At 50.4% G+C, this 19,290-nt stretch carries 25 protein-coding genes; 1 reads left to right on the top strand and 24 read right to left on the bottom strand.

All coding sequences use genetic code 11. The annotated features are described in order from the left end of the window. Together ACTQZS_RS14415 and ACTQZS_RS14410 are read right to left on the bottom strand one after the other, a co-directional pair. Positions 1–218 (bottom strand): hypothetical protein (locus ACTQZS_RS14415; RefSeq protein ID WP_441476430.1); only part of this gene is annotated, 218 nt, incomplete at its 3' end. A 110-nt stretch (positions 219–328) separates the two neighbouring features. Further along, a complete protein-coding gene (locus ACTQZS_RS14410) occupies positions 329–766 on the bottom strand; it encodes a hypothetical protein (RefSeq protein ID WP_441476429.1) in 438 nt (145 codons plus the stop codon). A 333-nt stretch (positions 767–1,099) separates the two neighbouring features. On the opposite strand from ACTQZS_RS14410, the gene ACTQZS_RS14405 reads away from it, so the two are divergent. Continuing rightward, a complete protein-coding gene (locus tag ACTQZS_RS14405; RefSeq protein WP_441476428.1) occupies positions 1,100–2,053 on the top strand; it encodes an Abi family protein in 954 nt (317 codons plus the stop codon). Between the two features lie 118 nt (positions 2,054–2,171). Here ACTQZS_RS14405 and ACTQZS_RS14400 read toward each other — a convergent pair whose 3' ends face one another. The 22 genes from ACTQZS_RS14400 to ACTQZS_RS14295 all read right to left on the bottom strand — a co-directional run. Continuing rightward, complete coding sequence (locus tag ACTQZS_RS14400; RefSeq protein ID WP_441476427.1) at positions 2,172–2,933, bottom strand: LysM peptidoglycan-binding domain-containing protein; 762 nt, start codon at positions 2,931–2,933, stop codon at positions 2,172–2,174. A 132-nt stretch (positions 2,934–3,065) separates the two neighbouring features. Then, positions 3,066–3,335, bottom strand: coding sequence for a phage holin family protein (locus tag ACTQZS_RS14395; RefSeq protein WP_441476426.1), 270 nt, complete (start codon positions 3,333–3,335; stop codon positions 3,066–3,068). Positions 3,336–3,338: 3 nt separating this feature from the next. After that, the gene (locus ACTQZS_RS14390; RefSeq protein ID WP_441476425.1) at positions 3,339–3,668 is read right to left on the bottom strand and encodes a hypothetical protein; all 330 of its coding nucleotides are present in this window, start codon (positions 3,666–3,668) and stop codon (positions 3,339–3,341) included. Positions 3,669–3,712: 44 nt separating this feature from the next. Then, positions 3,713–5,755 (bottom strand): leucine-rich repeat domain-containing protein, encoded by a 2,043-nt coding sequence (locus ACTQZS_RS14385; protein WP_441476424.1) that lies wholly within the window; start codon positions 5,753–5,755, stop codon positions 3,713–3,715. Then, a complete protein-coding gene (locus ACTQZS_RS14380; protein ID WP_441476423.1) occupies positions 5,755–6,087 on the bottom strand; it encodes a hypothetical protein in 333 nt (110 codons plus the stop codon). The genes ACTQZS_RS14385 and ACTQZS_RS14380 overlap by 1 nt, the downstream gene beginning before the upstream one ends. A gap of 131 nt (positions 6,088–6,218) precedes the next feature. Continuing rightward, positions 6,219–6,782 carry a hypothetical protein gene (locus tag ACTQZS_RS14375; protein ID WP_441476422.1) on the bottom strand — a complete coding sequence of 188 codons (564 nt, stop codon included), beginning with the start codon at positions 6,780–6,782 and terminating at the stop codon, positions 6,219–6,221. 3 nt (positions 6,783–6,785) lie between these two features. Next, on the bottom strand, positions 6,786–8,081 hold the full coding sequence (locus ACTQZS_RS14370) for a phage upper tail fiber protein (RefSeq protein WP_441476421.1): 1,296 nt from the start codon (positions 8,079–8,081) through the stop codon (positions 6,786–6,788). Then, positions 8,078–8,776 carry a hypothetical protein gene (locus ACTQZS_RS14365; RefSeq protein WP_441476420.1) on the bottom strand — a complete coding sequence of 233 codons (699 nt, stop codon included), beginning with the start codon at positions 8,774–8,776 and terminating at the stop codon, positions 8,078–8,080. Before ACTQZS_RS14365 ends, ACTQZS_RS14370 begins: the two co-directional genes overlap by 4 nt. Further along, entirely contained in the window at positions 8,777–11,368 is a 2,592-nt protein-coding gene (locus ACTQZS_RS14360; protein WP_441476419.1) for a phage tail tape measure protein, read from the bottom strand. It abuts the gene before it with no gap. 98 nt (positions 11,369–11,466) lie between these two features. After that, on the bottom strand, positions 11,467–11,799 hold the full coding sequence (locus ACTQZS_RS14355) for a DUF3784 domain-containing protein (RefSeq protein ID WP_441476418.1): 333 nt from the start codon (positions 11,797–11,799) through the stop codon (positions 11,467–11,469). 29 nt (positions 11,800–11,828) lie between these two features. Further along, positions 11,829–12,137 carry a hypothetical protein gene (locus ACTQZS_RS14350; protein WP_441476417.1) on the bottom strand — a complete coding sequence of 103 codons (309 nt, stop codon included), beginning with the start codon at positions 12,135–12,137 and terminating at the stop codon, positions 11,829–11,831. Positions 12,138–12,416: 279 nt separating this feature from the next. Further along, positions 12,417–12,782: a hypothetical protein gene (locus ACTQZS_RS14345; RefSeq protein WP_441476416.1), complete on the bottom strand. Its 366-nt coding sequence runs from the start codon at positions 12,780–12,782 to the stop codon at positions 12,417–12,419. Positions 12,783–12,792: 10 nt separating this feature from the next. After that, positions 12,793–13,440 carry a major tail protein gene (locus ACTQZS_RS14340; protein WP_441476415.1) on the bottom strand — a complete coding sequence of 216 codons (648 nt, stop codon included), beginning with the start codon at positions 13,438–13,440 and terminating at the stop codon, positions 12,793–12,795. A gap of 12 nt (positions 13,441–13,452) precedes the next feature. Next, positions 13,453–13,770, bottom strand: coding sequence for a hypothetical protein (locus tag ACTQZS_RS14335; RefSeq protein WP_441476414.1), 318 nt, complete (start codon positions 13,768–13,770; stop codon positions 13,453–13,455). Continuing rightward, entirely contained in the window at positions 13,767–14,156 is a 390-nt protein-coding gene (locus ACTQZS_RS14330; protein WP_441476413.1) for an HK97 gp10 family phage protein, read from the bottom strand. The genes ACTQZS_RS14335 and ACTQZS_RS14330 overlap by 4 nt, the downstream gene beginning before the upstream one ends. Beyond that, positions 14,153–14,482, bottom strand: coding sequence for a phage head closure protein (locus ACTQZS_RS14325; protein ID WP_441476412.1), 330 nt, complete (start codon positions 14,480–14,482; stop codon positions 14,153–14,155). The genes ACTQZS_RS14330 and ACTQZS_RS14325 overlap by 4 nt, the downstream gene beginning before the upstream one ends. Then, positions 14,482–14,760, bottom strand: a complete 279-nt coding sequence (locus tag ACTQZS_RS14320) for a head-tail connector protein (protein WP_441476411.1) — start codon at positions 14,758–14,760, stop codon at positions 14,482–14,484. The genes ACTQZS_RS14325 and ACTQZS_RS14320 overlap by 1 nt, the downstream gene beginning before the upstream one ends. Positions 14,761–14,779: 19 nt before the next feature. Continuing rightward, entirely contained in the window at positions 14,780–15,982 is a 1,203-nt protein-coding gene (locus ACTQZS_RS14315; RefSeq protein ID WP_441476410.1) for a phage major capsid protein, read from the bottom strand. Positions 15,983–15,995: 13 nt separating this feature from the next. After that, entirely contained in the window at positions 15,996–16,865 is an 870-nt protein-coding gene (locus ACTQZS_RS14310; RefSeq protein ID WP_441476409.1) for a head maturation protease, ClpP-related, read from the bottom strand. Beyond that, the gene (locus ACTQZS_RS14305; protein WP_441476408.1) at positions 16,862–18,202 is read right to left on the bottom strand and encodes a phage portal protein; all 1,341 of its coding nucleotides are present in this window, start codon (positions 18,200–18,202) and stop codon (positions 16,862–16,864) included. The genes ACTQZS_RS14310 and ACTQZS_RS14305 overlap by 4 nt, the downstream gene beginning before the upstream one ends. Before the next feature lie 112 nt (positions 18,203–18,314). After that, a complete protein-coding gene (locus ACTQZS_RS14300) occupies positions 18,315–18,491 on the bottom strand; it encodes a hypothetical protein (protein ID WP_177965648.1) in 177 nt (58 codons plus the stop codon). 132 nt (positions 18,492–18,623) lie between these two features. After that, positions 18,624–19,290, bottom strand: a 667-nt coding sequence (locus ACTQZS_RS14295; RefSeq protein WP_441476407.1) for a terminase TerL endonuclease subunit, incomplete at its 5' end; no start/stop codon positions are given.

Here is a 19,290-nt window from a genome sequence, read left to right as displayed (position 1 = left end):
TTTTCATCCACGATCAGACCGCTTTCTTTGAGCTTTCCGATCAGCCCGGGATCTGCCTTTTCATCGGCAACCCGGATGTGTGCGTTCCGAAGAACCGTGTAGTCTCCGATCTTGTAGTGGAAGGTCGGTGCTCCGGCGTATTCGGCATTAAGCCCGGTGCTCTCTTCAAGAAACCGCACGAGAACGGCCCTGTCTGTAATGGTTGTAAGTAGTTCCATCGTTGCCTCCTTTCTCTTTTGGTAGTCTATCCATCACTCTGATCTGCGATTCTATCAAGTCATTTCTGCCTTTTTCTTCCTATATAATTGCGGTTAAATATGCGATCTCATCAGCTGCCAAAGTAGTCCGCCACGTAATGCTCGTGGCAGCAGTACTTCCGGTTCTTATTGCCGTAGACCTCGAAGGTCTTCCCGCAATACGCGCACACCTTGGTGTAGATCGCCTTGGGATTCTTTTTCTGCTCACTTCGGTGGATCTTCCAATACGTGCGCCGGCACTTCTCACAGCAGAACCGCTTCTTTCGACCTCGGTGATGCTCATCCTGTGTGATGGGCTTCCCGCAGAAAGAGCAGGCTTCCCGCGTCTTTATCTTTTCTGGCAGTTCCTCGTCCACGGGAATGCTATCGCAATCGTCCTTTTTGCACTGATACCGGACCTTCTCATAAGAAACCCCGGTGTATTCCGCAATCTTCCGATTGCTCATCCCGCTCTTTCGAAGCAGGAGCACCTGCTCATTTTTTTCTTCTGTTTGATCGTTCTTCTTCATGGGTATTCTCCTTTTGCCCTAAGGTTGTAAGTACAAGAATTCCTTCCCTACGTGCAGAACAGATCTGTCCGTTCTGAGCAAAGGAAGATAGGTTATCCTTGCAGATATATGCGGACCATTCAGGCGTGATTTTGAACGGTCCGGGAACATTCTCTCCTGCACAGATAAACGGAACTTTCGGAGAGAAATCGGAAATGAAAAAAGCCACCAGCCTGTAAAAAGCTGATGGCTAATAAATCTTAAGTTTATTGATCTTATTAAGGAAATTATGTACAATCAAATATAAATACCTGCCATTCGCTTGCCAAAGAACAATGGAGGAATCGAATTTTCATGGGCACAATCGTAAAACCTATTAAATCCGCTCAAGAGCTCGTTGCTCATATGCAGCAAAAGGGCATCACTTTTCATATTGTCTCGCCGGATAATGCTGCCGATTATATGAGAAATAACAATAACTATTTTCGTGTAGCCTCATATCGGAAGAACTACAACAAACAGCTTGACGCAAACCAGAATCCAATTGATAAATACGTCAATCTTGACTTTGGCTACCTTCAGGATCTCGCAATAATCGATATGGAGCTTCGATACACCTTTCTCCAGTTATCGCTTGATATTGAGCATTTCACCAAACTGGAACTGCTTCGAGAAATCGACAATCATGATGAAGACGGATATCAGATCGTAATTGACTATATAAACTCTCTTGATGCTGAGCATAAAAAACATCTGCAAAGCGAATTAGAGCAAAACCGAAACAGTATTTACACCGGTGATATTTACAAGAAATACATCTCCAATCTTCCTGTTTGGGTTTTTCTCGAGCTCATACCGCTTGGAACAATACTTCACTTTTACAGTTTTTGCGCCATTCGCTTTGGATCAAAAGATATGCAAGACAATCTATATATTCTTCTGGATTGTAAAAACATTCGCAATGCATGTGCTCACAGTGACTGTATTATATACGATCTACATGTAAATACTTCGCGGCACAAAACAAACTATCTTATTAATCGAAAGCTTTCTCAATTGCCTGGTATCACCCGAAGCATACGTACAACTCGAATGAGTAATGACCGCATTCGCGGCCTGATTTGCATTCTCTTTATGCATAATAGGATTGTGACAAGTGAAGGTGTGCACAACAAAGCGGCCAAGAAGCTACATGTATTTGAGGAACGTATGTTCAGACATTTCGACTACTATTATACAAATTCACTGATATCATCTTCTTTTGATTTTTTGCGATTAGTTATTGACAACTGGTTCCCAATCACATAAACTATAACCACAAGGAAAAAGCAGCAATGCTTTTGCAAGGGCCTTATCGAGAGATCGGGCTCTATTTTTCTGCTTAAAATTACCTGTAGGCATCTTGTTAGGTGCCCACAGGTTCTTTTTACTTCACCCGGATCTTCCACCCTGCCTGGATCAGGTTTACATTTTTGATCAGGGATGCGTTCAGCTTCTGGATGGCAGATACGCTGGTTCCATACCTTCTGGCAATTCCAGAGAGCGTGTCTCCTCGCTGCACGGTATAGTAAACTGCCTGCGGCTGAGCCTTTGCGCGAATCAGTTCATTCACCTTTGCCTGCACAGCGGAAGCATCATAGCCGGAAGAAGCAAGGCGTCTTCTCCTCTCAGAGCCGTTCCCCCACTTCCCCGCCAGTACTTCACGTGCAAGCTTGTCTACGGACTTCGTCGCGGTATTCTCCTTGTAGCGAAGCACATGGTTCCAAGGGAAATTCCGGTATGAACGGATCAGAAACTCACGTCCGGTCTGGTCACCGGGAGCGCCGCCTACCGCTGTTCCCCTCTCATTGATGGATGCCTCGACCTCTTTTCCATTCCCGCAATACATCGCGGTGTGGTGCGCGGTGTTTAAAAGAACATCGCCGCGCCTAAGGCCTGCTCCGGTTGCAAGGTTCACCGTGCCGGTTACGTCTTCAAAGTCGCAGGACAAAAAGACCGAAAACATGTTGCCGGTATAGGTCGCACCCTTTGTCTTTACCGGCACACCGGCTGCCTGCCATGCCGAGATCACTGCCGAGGAGCAGTCAAAGTCTCCCTTCTCTCCCCAGCGATATCTCTGGTCATAGCCGTGTGCGTTATTGTTTGCATGATTTTCCATCCACTGGATGGCAGATTCTGTTTTACTCATGATTTTCTCCTCCAACTCAAATATCGATTTCCTGCAAATCAAAAAGCCCTCCGGGTTTTTAAGCCCGAAGAGCCAAACATAACATTGCTCCCTTTACGGAAGGAGCAGCCGAGATACGAGGATCACCTCCTCTCACGCATCTGTCTTGTTGAGCTGCTTGTAGATCTGGTTTACACCAGTCGCGGCGAGACCGGACACAATGCCGACAGCAAGGGCATTGATGACATCCTTTGCCGGGAAGTCCGGCATGAGATACAGCCCCGCGATGCCGAGCACCGCACCGACGCATCCGCAGATCACCGGGATCAGCTCATCCTTCACAGAGCCAGCTGCTTTGCAGCCGATGCCGACAAGATACGCAATCACTGTGATTGCCGCCACACTTGCAATTCCAAAATCCATAAGTCATTCCTCCTTCTTTTTATTTCTGTCTGCCGAAAGCGGCAGTTCCAGACACTTCTTGTACAGGGACTCTCCGGTGCCATTTCCACCGAGTGCCTTGTACGGCTTGTACAGGTACTCAAGGTTGCTCCGGTCCTCAGGAGAGCACCATCCCCGAGCAATAAAAAAACTGCAGGCCTGATAAATACGGTCATGCAGCAGTGCCATCATTCCTTCTTTTATTTCATCGTTCTCCTGTTTTCGCCGGAGCAGCGTCCGCCAAAGCCACGTGAGGACGGCAAGGATCAGGGCAAAGAGCTCCTGAATCCAGTATTTCAAGATAAAGTCGATCAATGGAATCATCTCCTCTCTGTTTTATCATGCTCTTCTTGTCTTCGTTATGCACACTCACTTTCCGCAATATAGAAGTATCCCCGATCGTCTCCGTTGTTCTGGGAGCTATCCTTCGAATACATAATCTGAATGGTATGTGGCTCATTGTCGGAGATGAGATATTCCGCTTTATAATAGGTGGATGACGACTGCTTTCCACTTGTGGTCTGCGCCGTACTTCCGCCTCTCGATGCGGCTGCATCCAGAGTGGATGCGATCGTATAGTCATAGGTGCTTTCTGCATAGGACCGAATATAGACCACAAACTTCTGATAGCCGACGATCGTAATCGTTGCTGTCGATGTTCCATTATTGATGTGGTAGGATCCGGCATCGGATTGATAGACTGTATTGTTGTCTACTTTGGAACCGGTATCCACCCACTGTCCATTCCCCAGATCCACCGTATAGTGCTTACGGATAAAGACCACCGTCGTCGATGCACTCCCCCATGTCCCGGATGAGGCTGTGACCGAAAGCGTAGCGTTTGACGCAGGAGTGCTTAGTGTCAGAACGCCGCTGGATGCATCGAGGCTGACACCGGATAGACTTCCCGCCGACCAGGTGATACCGGTAAGATCTCCGGTCACTGCATATCCATCCTGATCGACAACAGAAAGAACGCTTTTGAAGTCAAAGCTCGATGCCACAGCAAGTACATACACCGTCTCCGGAAGAGAAATCCCAGCCGCTGGGTACACGGTATGATAATGAATCGTAGCATTCGTTGCTCCCCACGGAGCATTGGCTACGGCACCTTCCGCCCATGGCACATAGATATGGCTGAGATTTGTACAGCCTTGAAAGGCATTCGAATAGATTCCATTTGCCGGCGTGGAATGCATGCGAAGCTCTGTCAGAGCGGTACAGTTTTCCAGGCTGTGATCATAGATGCCATTGATCGTGTCCGGAAGATACGAGAAAGACACCGTTGCGCAGTTATAAAAAGCATATCCTGCGAGCGTCCGCAGTTTTCTCGGAAGCTCCGTCATTCTTAAATTCTTACAGTTATAAAACGTATACGTGTAGATGTCGTAGAGCGAAGATGGAATCACAACTTCCTCCAGAGCCGTACAGTTGTAGAACGTATAGCTTGACACCATCGTGGTTCCAGCCGAAAGCTCCACTCTCTTCAGTTTTGTGCAATCGGAAAAGGTACGGATTCCCATCGACAGAAGAGCTGGAACACGGACGGATTCCAGCTTCGTGCAACTGGAAAACACATATTTTCCGAGGCTCTTTACCGAATCCGGAATTGTAAAATTTGTGATGCCCGTATTATTTAAGGCGTAATCGCCGATGGCAGCAATCTGAGGCGGAAGCGTGGAAAGCGTAAGTGACGTACATCCGCTGAAGACATAGTTTTCGAGGGTCAAAAGATTCTCCGGAAGCGAGGTGAGTGCCAGAGATTGGCAGTTCTGAAAGGCATTCGATCCGATGGAAGTAATCCCTGACGGAAGACTTGTCAGAGCCAGTGCCAAACAATCACAGAAGGCACTGTTTCCAATCGTCGTTACACTTTCCGGAAGGGAAGCCGTTTGATATTTGTTGCATTCATAAAAAGCGCCTTCACTGATGGTCTTCAGTCCGGACGGCAAGGAAAAGTCGGTCAGTTCGGAGTCATATTGAAACAGGTAGGAAGGAAGGGTGATCACTTGATCCGAAACCGTCACCTTAGTGAGCTTCTTATTGGATGCAAAGGCATAACTTCCCAGAGTCTTTGCTATGGGAAGATCGATTTCCTCGAGCACTGCATCACCATTCCCTTCCCCAAGAATTCCCGATCGCTGGACACTCGTCACATGATCTCCCTTGATTTTGACAGCGCCGATATTCTGAAGGCTGTAGGATACAATCAAATCCGCCATTCCAAGATCCAGTTCTGCGAGGTTTCTTGCCGCAAGCCCCGCGCCAACCGTGCCGATATTGACCGTGGAAAGGCTGCGGATGGCGGCTGACATATCCTCCGGTTTGTATTTTGTTGTTCCTCCCGTTTTGCTTCGGATCGCATCCGCAATCGCGGTAAAGATTTCTGTAAGGGATGCCATCAGTACTCCTTTCCCAGAGCGGACTCCACATCATTGGGTAAATCCACTTCCTGTGCTGTTCCTTCCGAATCGGTCAATGTCAGTTTGTGATCCACAAGGGCTAAGGTATAGGTCCGTCCGACCGGGATATCAACGCTCTGACTGATCTTGTCCCCATTCGAAAGGGTAATCGTCTTTCCGGAGATCGAAAGCGTATAAGTCATGGTCTTTGCCGCCTTTGTGGCTTCTTCACTCATGTTCAGGTTTCGGAGCGCATGCACAATCGCATCCCTGACTTCTTCTCCCCGGGAAGCCGTCTCGATGGTATTCAGCTCCTTCTCCATATCTTCCATATTTTTTTCCGCCTCCTTCCGAGTGATGATGCTTGCCCCATATTTCCTTCTCTTTATCTCCTTCTCCGTATTTCCTTTGCTGTATTTCCTTTTCCCTATTTTTTTCTTCGCACTTCCTTCTCCACCTTTTCTTATGAGAGAAGATAACTTTCAAACTCCAACTCGGTATAAACCAGTCGTGTGTTCTCCTGATCAAAGTCAATGGAGTAATTGGAAAGGCGATTCTGGTCAGCAGTTTTCAGGTTGGCATCGATCTTTGTACTTGTGTAATAGCCTTTGGGATCCAGGGTCAGCTCAAACACGTTGATGTTGCTGTTCGTCGTTCCTTCATAGACGATCCTCCCCTGATAGGCGAGAAACGGAACATAGAGAAGCGAGGTAAGGTTTTCTCCCTTCACACCCAGTTTCCGATAGGTCAGGTAGCCGGCCTCGTTGAGGTAAAGAAGGAAGCAGCACTTTTGAATCTTCGCGTCCTCATTTGCCTGGAGCATGGCCCCATATTGATCAATTGGAGACGGACCGTAATCGGAAATCATCGGTGGGAATAAAATCCACTGTGCATAACGCGCCCGATATTCCGTCATATCGGGATACACCTTTTCTTCTCCGACCATCACTTTTCCGATCCGCTTTTTTCCAACGTAGATCGGCTGCGAAAGTTCTTTGAAGGAAACGTCGTGAAAAAGGATGCCCATTTCTCATACTCCTCCAGACTCGATAAAATAAACGGTTTCCGGATTTTTCTCAGACAGCGCGTCGTACTCCTCCTGAGTACCGATCCAATGATGCCAGCCGTCACCCTCTGATAAGTTGTCCATTTCGTCCTGCATCGCGGTGATGTTGTCCTGAATATCTCCAATATCCTCCTGAATGCCTGTCACATCATCCTTCAAGTCAGACACATCCTCCTGCATTTCCTTCACCTCTTCCGTCTTTATATCCGCATAGATCTCGGTGAGGGTCTGACGCACCGGTGTTCCCAGTGTGATCTGCTTGGTCGCTGTATCGAGCTTCAGGCTCATCCGGGTAAGCGGCAGATCCTTTTCCACCAGATGAGGCTTGGAGACGCAATGGATCCTTTGTCCGACGCGGAACGCCTCGAAATTCGGATTCAGAAAGTGAAGCTCTGACGCATCACACTCGATGGACAGACGATCAAACTGCAGGGAACTCAGATATTCCACGCCATCCTCAAAAAGCGTATGCGGATCGGACACCCCGGAGAAGGTCACTGCCTTTGTGATTTTCCCATATGTGACGACGGCCTCCGATTCCACAATCTTTTTTCCATTGTTTACGCTTTCTACAGTCAGAGGATTCCCGGTTGTATGGTCCGTATCTCCCAAGGGAAGAACGCAGGTTGCCACCTCCTCGCCTCCCCTATTTCCGGAGATATCCAATAGGTTCAGACCGAACTCGATCGGCTGGTTACAGGTGTAGGGCATCTCAGAAAGCCAGTCGATGTAATTTACACTGCCCTCTCGCCGTACAAAAAAGTAACCTCCCTCTGCAGCAAGGCACTGCCTCTTCAAGACATCCATCGTCTGCTCGTAGTGCAGCTTTCGGTAAACCATCTTGTCCGGAATGGTCATGGTGCCAACGGTAAACTGACGGTTCGATGCGACCTGCCGGTTATGATTTGCCACTACCAGACGGAAGAAGTCACGGATGGAAATCCGGTCATATTCCTGCGCATCTTGTACCGAATCGTTGAAAAAAGCCAGCGCTCCCTCACAGGATACCTTTTTTTGCCGGTAGTAGTCCGTCTGGATTCCAATCGGGCGTCCGAACCAGAGAAGATGGTTCCCCTCATACACTTCAATATCCGAAGTCAGAAGATGGACGTTGTCATAGAAGACATGACGGGCGGGCATGGTAAAATCAAAACTCCCGGACGTATTCAATTCCATCTCCAGCGTTGGTTCCAACAGAACCATGTCCGGGTAATCATAGTTAAAGATGGAAACTCCATCCATGAAAACCTGATAGATCATAAGCTTTTCCCCAGGGAATAATCCACAAGCACCCGTCCCTTTCCGGCAAAAACCATCCGGTTATCTCCGGGCTGAAGGAGGATGGCATCACTCTTATTCTCCCCCTTGGAAAGGGCGTGATCGACACCATCAAAAGTGACGGTCATCTGGGCGGAGCACAGAAAGGTCGGAGAAACTTCAAGGCCGGAAGGATTGATCAGATTCCGTCCTTTGGTTCCGTCGACATCAAAAGTTCCATAGTAGATGATGTTGTCAAAAAGATCATCCCAGAGCCAGTCATACCCTTTGGTAGAGGCGGCGATATATTTATAGGGCTCCAGATTGTAATCAAGGACAATCGTTGAGTTCTTCTCCTCCGATTTCCAGCCATTGACCGATATCCGCCCCGTATAGAAGTGATCCGGATCATCGGTGAGAATCAGCTTTTCCATCCTCCCATGGAGGGTCATCAGAAGATCCGTGTAAACCTCCACCCATTTTTTACCGGGCCGCAGCCAGAATTCCCAGGACCCCGTTCTTCGTCCATACCGGACCTTTCCCGTGAGGACATCGGAATAATCCAGTTGTCCGTCCCCGCCCGGGACATCGATATACCTGGTCTTTACTTCCGGCTGGGCAACGTGGAGCCTGTTTTTTGCCACAAGCCCCCATTCTTCGAATATGTGATGTCCGCCGATAATCACCGAATGCTCCATTTATCCCCTCGCCTTTCTCCCGGCGATTCTGCCGAGCTGTTCATTCATCTTCGGAGCAAGACTGCCAACCAGTGTACCGGAATCCAGAACCACCCTCTGATTTACCATCTGCGGATAGTACTCCCGCATCAGGGACATCAGCTGATTGCCCAGAGTTACTATTGCCTCGGCTGCCGCATCCTGTCCGGATGCTTCCGCAATCATGCTTTGAAGTTTTCTGGTGCCGACCACGGCCTCCTCTCCCGCTTCCCCACCGCCGAGAAGACTTCCGCCGGACAATCCAAAGATGGTCGGCCTCTGGAGAAGATAGGGTTCGTCCATGGCCTTTTTGTACCAGCTGACCGAAAGATGTGGAACCGATGGCGGTTTCAGGGACAGGGAGCCGCTAATGGAAAAATGCGGAAGTTTGATGTGTGGAAGCTGAAGGCGGCATCTGGAGAAAAAGTTCCGGATTCTGGCAAGGCCTCCGCTGACCACAGTCTTGGCGCTTTCCATTGCCCCGGAAAAGGCTAATTTAACGCCTGCCATCTTGCTTCGGACAGTTGCAAGAATCGATCCAAGCTTTCCTCCGGTCACCTGGTTCATCATCTGGAACCCTGCCTTCCATAGATTCTGATATCCGGCCATCGCGGTCCGGATGATCCCTTTTATACCGCCACTATGACTGGCAATGCTTGCCTTTATCGCGCTCCATGCCGCTGTAGTATTGGTCTTTACAGTATTCCATGCATTCGAGATATTTGTCTTTATCCCGTTGAATACGCTGGATGCGCCTGTTTTCATACCGTTCCAGACAGTCGATACGCCGGTCTTTATCCCGTTCCAGGCGGTGGTTGTTACCGTTTGTATTCCGTTCCAGAGACCTGTAAAGAAGGTGCTAAGGGAAGTGCCGACTGCCTTTACGCCACTGCAGACGCCTTCCCAGACACCCTTGAACCAGTTAGAGATCGTTCCCCAGTTCTTTATAATCGCAATGACAGCGACGACAGCCGCGACTACGGCGGCGATGATGCCAATCATGGGAAGTAAGCTCACCGAGCTGAATGCTGTCATCGCGCCGGAGAGTCCTCCGAGATGCGTCATGACCTTACCGATGCCTGATGTGATCGTGCCGATTGAGCTTGTCACCTTGCCGATCCCGACAAGGACAGGACCAACCGCGGCCGCAACAAGCGCTGCCTTTACGATAAACTGCTGCATGGGTCCGGGCAGCTTTTCCCAGAATCCTGCGAACTGCTTTAGGGCGGCTGCCGCCTGAGAAAGCATAGGGGCAAGGACTTCTGATAGGGAGTTCCCGATCTCAGCCCCTGTGACCTTCAGCTGATTAAGCGTGGTCTTAAACTTATCAATCGGGTCTAAGGTATCGTCAAAGGTCTTTGATACGTTGCCGGAGAAGGAACTCATATCGGAGGAGAATCCATCAAGGGAGAGCTTTCCGGTTTGCATGGCGTTATAGATGGAAGCGCCGGCCTTGGATCCGAATAGATCGTAAGCGGCCTGCAGCTTTTCGGTATCGCTTTTATTGGAGTGCATGGTATCAGAGAAGCCCTTCAGTGCCTGGTCAAGAGTCTTCCCGTCCCCGGCGGCTTCCTTCATGGCTTTCTTCATACCTGCCATCGCGACTCCTACGTCAAGGCCGGACATCTCGACATTCCCGAGGAACTGCGCGGACTGCGTGGCGTTAAGCCCCATTGCCTGAAGCTGTGCAGCGTTCTGTGAGAGATCCTGCGAAAGGGTATCCATTGAAAGACCGGTAGCCTGCCCGACAGAATTTAAGACATCAAGCATACCGCCCGTCTGGGAGGCATCCATGCCGAAGGCGTTAAGCACCGAGGATACGTTATCGATGGAAGTCGATACGTCCGTGTCATTTAAAGAAGCAAACTCCACGAACCGCTGGGAGAGATCCTTAAGTTTCTCCCCGGTAAGACCGAACCTGGTATTTACCTCGCCGATTGCGGACCCCGCCGTAGCAAAGTCAGTCGGGATGGTTGTGGCGATATCGTTTGCCGCATCCTGCATTTCCTTTAATGCCTTGCCACTTGCCCCGGTCTTTTGCGTGACGATATCCGCTCCCTCATCCACTTCCTTAAAAGCGGCAAGGGATGCCGCACCGACGGCGGCAATCGGGGCGGTTACATGGGTAGAAAGGGAAGTGCCGACTCCTGCGATCTTGTCGCCGACATCCTTCATCTTTTGACCGGTCTGCTGGAGCTGGACACCCGCCACAGAACCGACATCCTTGAACTCGGACTTCAGCTTTTCAAGGGACTGCTTGGTGTTTTCAATCTCACGGGTCAGAGCCTCCTGCTGCTTGAAGGTCTCCTCGGTTTGCGGTCCTTGCTGCAGTTGCTTTAAGGCATCCTGCTCCTGCTTGAGTTTCTCTTTTGTGTCAGAGATCGCTTCAGAGAGATACTTCTGCTTCTGGACGAGAAGGTCAGCGTTGCCGGGATCAAGCTTTAAGAGCTTGTTTACATCCCTAAGCTGATCCTGCGTCTGGCGGATAGACTTGTTTACGCCCTTTAAGGCATCGGACAGCTTGGTCGTGTCACCGCCGATTTCTACAGTGATTCCTTTTATACGGTCAGCCATCGCTGTCCTCCTTTCTGAAAAATGGCATCAAAAAACCGGAGCACTACGATGGAGTAGTGTTCCGGCAATCGAACCGAAATATTAATATAAACTGGAAGTTATCTCTTACAAACAGTATTCATCAATACAATCATAACTACACAATCAATTAACGTAATTGCAAGAAAAATGTATGCAAATACGGCTGGCATAATTTCTTCCCATATCGCCATTACAAGAACCAAAACAGTTATCACAGACATTCCTGCTCCTGTGACTCTACATAATTTCTTTTCATCATATTTGCTTTTTTCTGATTTACTTGCTGTATTATATCCTGCAATTAGACCTGCACCACGACCAGTAAGTAATACTATACTCATTAAAGCAAAAATAACAAATACCACCCACATTATCCAGTCTGGAGCGTTACTTATATCTTTAAGTGTCATAACCTTACCCTCCCCAAAATTCAAATTTATCACTCTAAAGCCGTCAACCGTTCATTAAGGAATTGCTCTACACAATCTGCAAAGTCTAACTCCATTCTTTCGGCAAGAACGGCCAACCACCAGACACATTCGCCAATCTTGGAAGGAAGCAGCTCTTTATCTTCACTTGGCCAGCGTCCCTGATTATCCATCGTAAATCTTCCGATCAATCCAGCATCAGTCAGAAAAGCTAACGCATCTTCTTCCACCGACCAGACAGAGCCGTGAATCTGCCTTTCCAAATCATGATAGCGGCTTCTTATTTCTGCTGACTGTGTACTCACATCTTTCAAATCCATATATCAACACCTCCATAAATTCCGATTTAACAGCATCTTCCACTGGCTGTTGTGTCTTTTAATATTAACAGAGAAGCATGGTTATAACAATCTGAACAGCAGTTCATGACGCTATTTACCAGTTATCCATATCCTCCTGTGTCGCCACCTCGCAGTAGTCGCCGTTCTCATCGTTATCAGATTCTGAAAGCACATCAAATACCATGCCTTCCTCGATCATGGAAAGCTCCGGGAGGGTAAAGCCCAACTGCTTACAGCGGAGTAGATAGACCGCTGTGTTTACTTCCCGGTCAGTTGGGCGTCCTCTTTTTTTGGCTCAGTGGTCGCCATGCGGTTTCCGAGGTAGACTGCCACGAAGGAATCAAGTCCCTCGATCAGGCTCATGCCGTCGAAGCCTGCCGCCCAGTGGATGAAGTCATCGAGAGAAAGCTGAGAGGTGGGCGTGCTTTCTGCCTGCGCATGCATGATGTAGGCGAGCTTCGCTCCGACTAAGGTATCAAGGTTTGCGCTGGAGAGATTGTTCATCGTAACCATCAGATCCTCATGGAATACCATCCGGTAGAGGATTGCGGTCGCACCGTTTGCTTCAAAGGAGAACGGCTTTATGCTGCCGTCCTCCAGAGTCATTTCGATTTCTTTTCTCATGGTTTACCCCTTACTTTCCTGATGTTGAAGTGCTGGAAGTGCTACTCGTCCCTCCTGAAGCAGTAGAACCACTTGCGGCCTTCTTCGCCGGGAGGTGGACGGAATCATACCAGCTCTTGTAGGTGGCTTCGTCCGTCTCGGAAGATGTGTCAGCCTTTACGATGTTTGCGTCGAGGTCCTTGTTGTAGATCGAGGATGCGTCAATCGTAAGGCTCTCGGTCTTGACGGATACCTTATCCTCCTTGGTCTGCGCTTCGATATCCGGACGGCTTGCCGTGCAGTTATAAAGCACATGTCGGATGGCTCTGGCATCGCCGACAAACTCAAAGAGCAGGGCGAAGGGAACAGGCTGTGCGTCCGCATTCTCCACGAACACGCCGTTTGAGTCCTTGATCTCGCCGAGGACATCTGTCTTGAAATCCTCCGGGACAAGGGCTGTTTCCAGATCGCCGTTGTAGCCGGTGTTGGAACTTGTCACGTAATACTTGATGTCGTCTGCGTAGAACGGTTCCTGGCTTCCCTGTGCCGAGAACTTGATCGACACGGCACCGGGCCATGCCTTAGGCTTGCCGTAACTAACCGTCCCGTCTTCCGAGGAAGAAAGCAAGGCGTAATGGACGTTTTTCAGGCCGTACCTCACCTTGTTTCTGTTACTCATGGAAACACCTCCTTATGGTGTGATCTGATAAAGTACTTCATACAATCTCTCGGATTCGATCCAGGTCTCGGACTTGAGATAAAAGACATCATGCCGTTTGAAGATTTCTTCCAGTTTCTTCTCAAGCTCGGGATGCTTTTTATCGGTGTAAAGCTCCACATTGATCTCCGGGAAAGCGGCATAGGAAATGTTATCCGCGCCGAAGATCTCCTCCGATGGACTTAAGAAAAGAAGAAAGGGCGGATCGGGAGACTCGCCCTCGGCAAAGTGATCATAAGCCAGAGGTATATTAGCTTCTTCAAGCATTGTTACAATCTCATCGTATGTCATGAACCTTCTCCCTTCTCCAAAGCGTCCGTGATCTCGTCCTCAAGTTCCTTTACGCCGTCTGCTTCCGCAGGGGCGATGTGAGGGATGGCAGCGACCCTGCCTCCGCCACGCTTGGCATGGCCATGCTCCAGAAGATGGGTCAGCTGATACCTCCCGGCATGGACAGTCATCACGAGCTTCTCGGCGTTCTCATCGGTCTTTGTCACCTTCCATGACTTCTTGTATTTTCCCGTTCGGACAGGGGCCTTGCCCTGTATCTCTTTCTTTACATTCTTCGCCGTCTTCTCCACGGCCTCCTTCATGGCATCTGTGGAGAGGCTTTTATATTCCTCGAGTCCTTCCATGATGGCGTCAGAGAGCTGTTCTGGTTTGATCTTTTCATTCATTTGCGCATCCTTTCGCAGTGGAATTTCATGCACTTCCTGTGGTTTCCCATCGGGTTTACGTAGAGGATGTTGTATGAGTTGTTTCCCGCCGTAATCCGAAAGCCGTCCGATGTGACCTCATCCAGCGCCTTGTACCACCGGACGGTAAAGTCGATCGTCTCCTTCGGCGTGGTAACGCCTGCCTCACTGGCCTCGTTTCCGGAGCCGGACGCTGTCGCATAGCAGGAGAAAAAATCCCGGTAAGCGTTCGTGTGGTTTCCGTATTTGTCCGTTACCACAGAGAGCTTCTGAAAAGTAATCCGGAGATTTAAGTCGGCAATCCGCATCAGAATTTCTCCTCCCTAATTCCAAATAAAAGAGCACGGAGGGTAATGACCAGACCGTGGTGGTCTGCCTCCTCCCTGTGCTCGTAAAGGTAAGCAATGGTATAAAGCTCCGCAGTCAAAAGGACAGCTTTGGAAGCTTCCGGCGCATCCTCTTTCGAATCCATTCTGCTGACCTCCCGGACGAGCAAGTCAGCGGTCTTTATGAGACCCTCAATCAGCGCGTCCTCTTCGGAGCTATCCACCCTTAAATACTGTTTCACCTCGTCCAGTGTCAGCATGACTTACAACCTCCTTTTATCAAGGCTTCGCATCCGTGCCGCCCGCCTTCATGATCTGCACGGCCTCCGGAAGAACCAGAAGACCATCAACACGCTCCTTGGCAACATAGCCGATCATGCCGTTTCCGGCAAAGAGCTCACGAAGCTCCTGCATGGAACGACTGCCGCGATCGCCGATGTTGTAGTAGCTGTAGTCGCCAAAGGCCATCACAGGCTTTCCTGCCGCAAGCTCCGGCGCAAACGCGCTGGTGTGAACCGCATAGCCAAGAAGTCTGTCCGGCTCCCCTGCCTGATAGGACGGCTGCCAGATGTAGGCGCCGTTGTTGTCCTTGAGCTTCCGGAGAGCTGCAAGAGTCTGGTCGTTCATGATGAACGATGCCTTCTTCCGGTACGGACGCTTCAGCGCATAGACCAGATCCAGCACATCGTCGGTGCCGAGCTTCGTGCCGGTGAGAGTCTTTGCGACCGTACCGCCGTTTGTCTCATCAAAGAGACCGGTGGGCTTCCCCTTCCCATCGCCGTTTAAGAAAGCATCCTCCTCGGCATTGGCAATGGCGATTCCAAACTGGGTGGTGATGTAGCTTGCAAGGTCAAACATGGAGTCATACAGAAGCTCCTCGGTCACCTTCACTGCCACATGGAGCTTATGCGCATCCATGATCTTCTGTCCGAACTTCGCGTCGGTAAACTGCAGTGCACCGCCCTCTTCGATCCATGCCGCGGTCGGCTTGGCTCCCGCGATGTTGATCTTGTGCTCACCGGAAGTCGTGATGTGGGTTGCAAGGCCCCGCATGATGTTCTCTTCATTCAGGACATCGATGAGGCGGTTGTCCCACTCCTCCGGAACGAGGTATCCGCCATCGGCATCCACACCCTCCTGCAGGATGTCGGAAACCTGATGGAAGTTCGTGCGCATGGCGGTCAGCATATCCTTGGCATACTGATCGGAAGCGCGTCCCTGCTTCTTAGGCTTATCGTTGCCTGCGGAAGGCATGTTGGAAAGAGGAGAAGAAGTCGGCTGACTCAGCTGTGCCTCGATGGCAGCCTGACGGTTCAGGCGATCGATCTCCTTGGTGAGATCCGTGATCTCCTTTTCCATACGGTCATACGTTTCTCCATCTGCGGCAGAAAGGACGCCGTTCTCTCCCCTGTGTGCTTCGAGGAAGGCTTTTGCTGCCTCCCACGCTCTTGCTCTCTTTGCAATCAAATCCTGTACGTTCATTGTGTTCTCCTCCTCACATCACTTTGTGCAGCAGATTCAGGCGATCCATCAGAGCATCCACGCTCCGGCCCTTGTCTGCAGTATCCTTAGCGATCGGTGCTTCCGATGCCTTGTTTCTAACCTTGTAGTGTTCCTTCACCTTGTTGGTAAATGCAGCCGCCATCTGACGACTGGAATAAAGAAAACCTGCAGCAAGCAGATCTTTATTCTTCTTGGGACCATCTGGTGCTTGCTCGGTTTTCTCTTCAGATTCCTCCGGATTTTTCTTGTCAGGATCGTCCTCTTCCGGTTTCTCTTCCTGCTCACTGCGATAGAGATCCGGTCGCTCCATCACACGGTCTGCAAAATGAAGCTCCACGGCCTTGCTCGCATCCATCCATGTCTCATCGTCCATAAGCTTACTGAGCTTGTTCTTGGAAAGTCCGGTCTTCTTGACGTAGGCATTCAGGATCGAATCCTTCACGGAATCGAGCATCGAGATGGCCTGCGCAAGATCATCCTTATCCCCCATTGCCATCGTGGACGGATTGTGGATCATCAGCATGGAGACCGGAGAGACAAGAACCTCATCTCCTGCCATCGCAATGACCGATGCCGCTGATGCTGCAAGGCCGTCGATCTTCACGGTGACCTTCCCGTCATAGGACAGAAGCATGTTGTAGATCTGTGCCGCCGCCCAGACATCGCCGCCCGGAGAGTTGATCCAGACCGTGATCGGTCCTTTCCCGGAATCAAGGTCAGACTTAAAAAGAGCTGGCGTGACGTCATCGTCAAACCAACTCTCCGAAGCAATGGTTCCGTTTAAAAACAGCGTGCGTGCTGAAAGATCCGGATCTTCTCCATCCGGTGCCTTGTTCCGCACCCACTTCCAAAACTTGTTCATGTGTTCCTCCTTCCCCTTCTGTGGGGCTTTTTGTTTTCGGTATCTTCCTCAGGTTCTTCATCGGGCTCATCCTGCTCCGGAGGATCACTACCTCCAGAACCGCTCTGGTAGGCTGCGCCAGCACTCCGAAGAGGCGTCATGGTTCCGTTTACAAGAAACAGGTTCCCGCCCTCTTCGTCGGGCACGAGGTCCATGTTCTCCAACCGTCGCACGTCGTTCACGCACAGAAAGCCGTTACTGATACCGGTCGCATAGCCCTGCATGCGGGATGCGTAGTTACCGCGAAGAAGCCCGTCCACGTTGAACCGGGCGTAGTAGATCATCTTCTCATCCTTCGAGAGAAGGGACCTGGAGATTGACGACTCGATCCGGGTGAGCCAAGGCTGTAAGCTGTAGGTCACGAATTCCAGACTCTGCTCTTCGATATTGCTGAATGTCGCATGTTCCAGGTCTCCGATCATGTGCGGAGGCACGCGGAAGATACGTGCAATCTCATCGATCTGAAATTTCCGAGTGTCCAAGAACTGTGCTTCCTGCGGGTTGATGGAGATCGGCGAATATTTCATCCCCTCTTCCAGAACTGCGACCTTCCCAGCGTTCTGGCTGCCACCGAAGGCTGCCTGCCAGCTGTCCCGGACCTTTTCCGGATCCTTCAGAATGCCGGGGTGTTCCAGCACACCGGAAGGTGCTGCGCCGTTTGCAAAGAACTTAGAGCCATACTCCTCGCAGGCCATCGAAAGACCGATCGAGTTCTTCGCCATCGCGATCGGGCTGTATCCGACCAGTCCATCAAAGCCGAGCCCCGGGATCTGCATCACCTCATGGGGTGACAGCTTTACGATCGTCTCCTTCATGGTCGGTGCATCGTCACCCTTGGACCACAGGTACTGGTAGTAGATGTGGCCGTTCTCGTCTCGGTCTACCGTCATGCGATTCGGCATCAATGGATACAGTGCTGTGACTTCCCCCTTGCCGTTCCGGATCACTTGGACGTATGCGTTCCCCCACAGTAATAGATGAGTCATGAGCGTCTCCCAGAACGAGTAGGCTGTCATCTCTTCATTCGGTTCACTATGGAGCAAGAAGTACAGTGGGTGGTCTGTCGCCTTCACCTTGCTGCCGTTCTCCTCCCGGTACAAATGCAGCGGCAGGCTTGCCACCGCTTCTGCCAGCACTCGGACGCAGGCATACACAGCGGTCACCTGCATGGAGCTCCGTTCTGTTACGGTCTTTCCGGATGAGGTGTGCCCGTAGTAAGCGCGGTAGACACTGCCGGATGTTGCATCCTTCGGATCCGCTCTTGCCTTCCTTCTGTGAAATAAATCCCGAAATCCCATGTGTCATACTCCTATCTCTGCCGCTGTCCGCAGCAGTTCTTCCACGGAAAAAGGCACCCACCGTCTTGGTGAATGCCCTGTTCGTTCCTGTTCGTTCCTGTTTGTTTCTGGTTTATTTTACGATCCCGGTTCTCTCGACCTTGCCCTTCCAAAGCTCCTCGAAGGTTGCTCCCGTGAGGTCTGTCTGGAATTGAAGTTCAAGGTTCAGCTGTGCTTCGAACCGGTTGTTTCCCTGTGCTGTGGTGTAGGTGTTTCCGTCTTTAATGAATCTGTAGCTTGCTTTCGTCATGGCCTTGTCCTCCGTTTTGTTTGTGTGCCCTTTTCCTTTGGCATGTACATATATCACTCTGCGCCAGAAATACATCAACTTATTTCGACACATATCTTGCACAAATATCGGGAGGAGAAATGAAGCACATTATCAGAACACCACAAGGCCTCGGCTATCGTAGACACTCTCTGTATTTTCCTGCCGGATACAGCGATCCAGTGCCATGATCGCAGCGACGATACCATCGATCTTCTCTGGGGACTTTGCCTTCGTCGGCTTGATGTTATCCGCAGCGTCGCGGTCCACCACCACGTTTAGTGCCATCCATTTCAGAACCGGATTGCCGCCGTGAATGATCTGGCCCTCCATCATGAGCTTATAGAACTCCTTGGTGGGAGGCGACATATCTTTGTACCCTTGCCCGAACGGCACCATCGTCATGCCGTCATCCTGTAGGTTGATGATGAGCTGAGTGGCGTTCCAGCGGTCGACCGCGATCTCCTTGATGTTGTAAATCTTGTAGAGATCGAGTATGAACTTCTCGATGAAGTTGTAGTCGATCACATTCCCTTCGGTCGCTTTCATGTATCCTTGCTTCACCCAAACGTCGTACGGAACCGATGCACGTCTCACGCGTATCGGAATCGTATCTTCCGGCACCCAGAAGAACGGCAGGCAGATGTATTTCTCCGTCTCATCCCGAGGTGGGAACATCAGAACCAGCGCTGTGATATCTCCGGTGCTCGAAAGATCAAGTCCGCCGTAGCACTCCCGGCCACGAAGACTGCCCATATCAATCGGTTCATTTCCCTGATCA

Origin of the sequence: Bilifractor sp. LCP19S3_H10 (assembly GCF_052119185.1) — a bacterium.
Lineage (GTDB): Bacteria > Bacillota > Clostridia > Lachnospirales > Lachnospiraceae > Bilifractor.
This window is presented reverse-complemented; position numbering and strand designations above follow the sequence as displayed.

Coding starts and splice junctions, on each gene's coding strand:
- ACTQZS_RS14400 (WP_441476427.1), bottom strand. CDS start 2,933: ATGAGTAAAACAGAATCTGCCATCCAGTGGATGGAAAATCATGCAAAC.
- ACTQZS_RS14340 (WP_441476415.1), bottom strand. CDS start 13,440: ATGAGTAACAGAAACAAGGTGAGGTACGGCCTGAAAAACGTCCATTAC.
- ACTQZS_RS14320 (WP_441476411.1), bottom strand. CDS start 14,760: ATGCTGACACTGGACGAGGTGAAACAGTATTTAAGGGTGGATAGCTCC.
- ACTQZS_RS14310 (WP_441476409.1), bottom strand. CDS start 16,865: ATGAACAAGTTTTGGAAGTGGGTGCGGAACAAGGCACCGGATGGAGAA.
- ACTQZS_RS14395 (WP_441476426.1), bottom strand. CDS start 3,335: ATGGATTTTGGAATTGCAAGTGTGGCGGCAATCACAGTGATTGCGTAT.
- ACTQZS_RS14375 (WP_441476422.1), bottom strand. CDS start 6,782: ATGGGCATCCTTTTTCACGACGTTTCCTTCAAAGAACTTTCGCAGCCG.
- ACTQZS_RS14315 (WP_441476410.1), bottom strand. CDS start 15,982: ATGAACGTACAGGATTTGATTGCAAAGAGAGCAAGAGCGTGGGAGGCA.
- ACTQZS_RS14335 (WP_441476414.1), bottom strand. CDS start 13,770: ATGACATACGATGAGATTGTAACAATGCTTGAAGAAGCTAATATACCT.
- ACTQZS_RS14345 (WP_441476416.1), bottom strand. CDS start 12,782: ATGAGAAAAGAAATCGAAATGACTCTGGAGGACGGCAGCATAAAGCCG.
- ACTQZS_RS14325 (WP_441476412.1), bottom strand. CDS start 14,482: ATGCGGATTGCCGACTTAAATCTCCGGATTACTTTTCAGAAGCTCTCT.
- ACTQZS_RS14330 (WP_441476413.1), bottom strand. CDS start 14,156: ATGAATGAAAAGATCAAACCAGAACAGCTCTCTGACGCCATCATGGAA.
- ACTQZS_RS14410 (WP_441476429.1), bottom strand. CDS start 766: ATGAAGAAGAACGATCAAACAGAAGAAAAAAATGAGCAGGTGCTCCTG.
- ACTQZS_RS14360 (WP_441476419.1), bottom strand. CDS start 11,368: ATGGCTGACCGTATAAAAGGAATCACTGTAGAAATCGGCGGTGACACG.
- ACTQZS_RS14385 (WP_441476424.1), bottom strand. CDS start 5,755: ATGGCATCCCTTACAGAAATCTTTACCGCGATTGCGGATGCGATCCGA.
- ACTQZS_RS14405 (WP_441476428.1), top strand. CDS start 1,100: ATGGGCACAATCGTAAAACCTATTAAATCCGCTCAAGAGCTCGTTGCT.
- ACTQZS_RS14365 (WP_441476420.1), bottom strand. CDS start 8,776: ATGGAGCATTCGGTGATTATCGGCGGACATCACATATTCGAAGAATGG.
- ACTQZS_RS14350 (WP_441476417.1), bottom strand. CDS start 12,137: ATGGATTTGAAAGATGTGAGTACACAGTCAGCAGAAATAAGAAGCCGC.
- ACTQZS_RS14305 (WP_441476408.1), bottom strand. CDS start 18,202: ATGGGATTTCGGGATTTATTTCACAGAAGGAAGGCAAGAGCGGATCCG.
- ACTQZS_RS14380 (WP_441476423.1), bottom strand. CDS start 6,087: ATGGAAGATATGGAGAAGGAGCTGAATACCATCGAGACGGCTTCCCGG.
- ACTQZS_RS14355 (WP_441476418.1), bottom strand. CDS start 11,799: ATGACACTTAAAGATATAAGTAACGCTCCAGACTGGATAATGTGGGTG.
- ACTQZS_RS14300 (WP_177965648.1), bottom strand. CDS start 18,491: ATGACGAAAGCAAGCTACAGATTCATTAAAGACGGAAACACCTACACC.
- ACTQZS_RS14370 (WP_441476421.1), bottom strand. CDS start 8,081: ATGATCTATCAGGTTTTCATGGATGGAGTTTCCATCTTTAACTATGAT.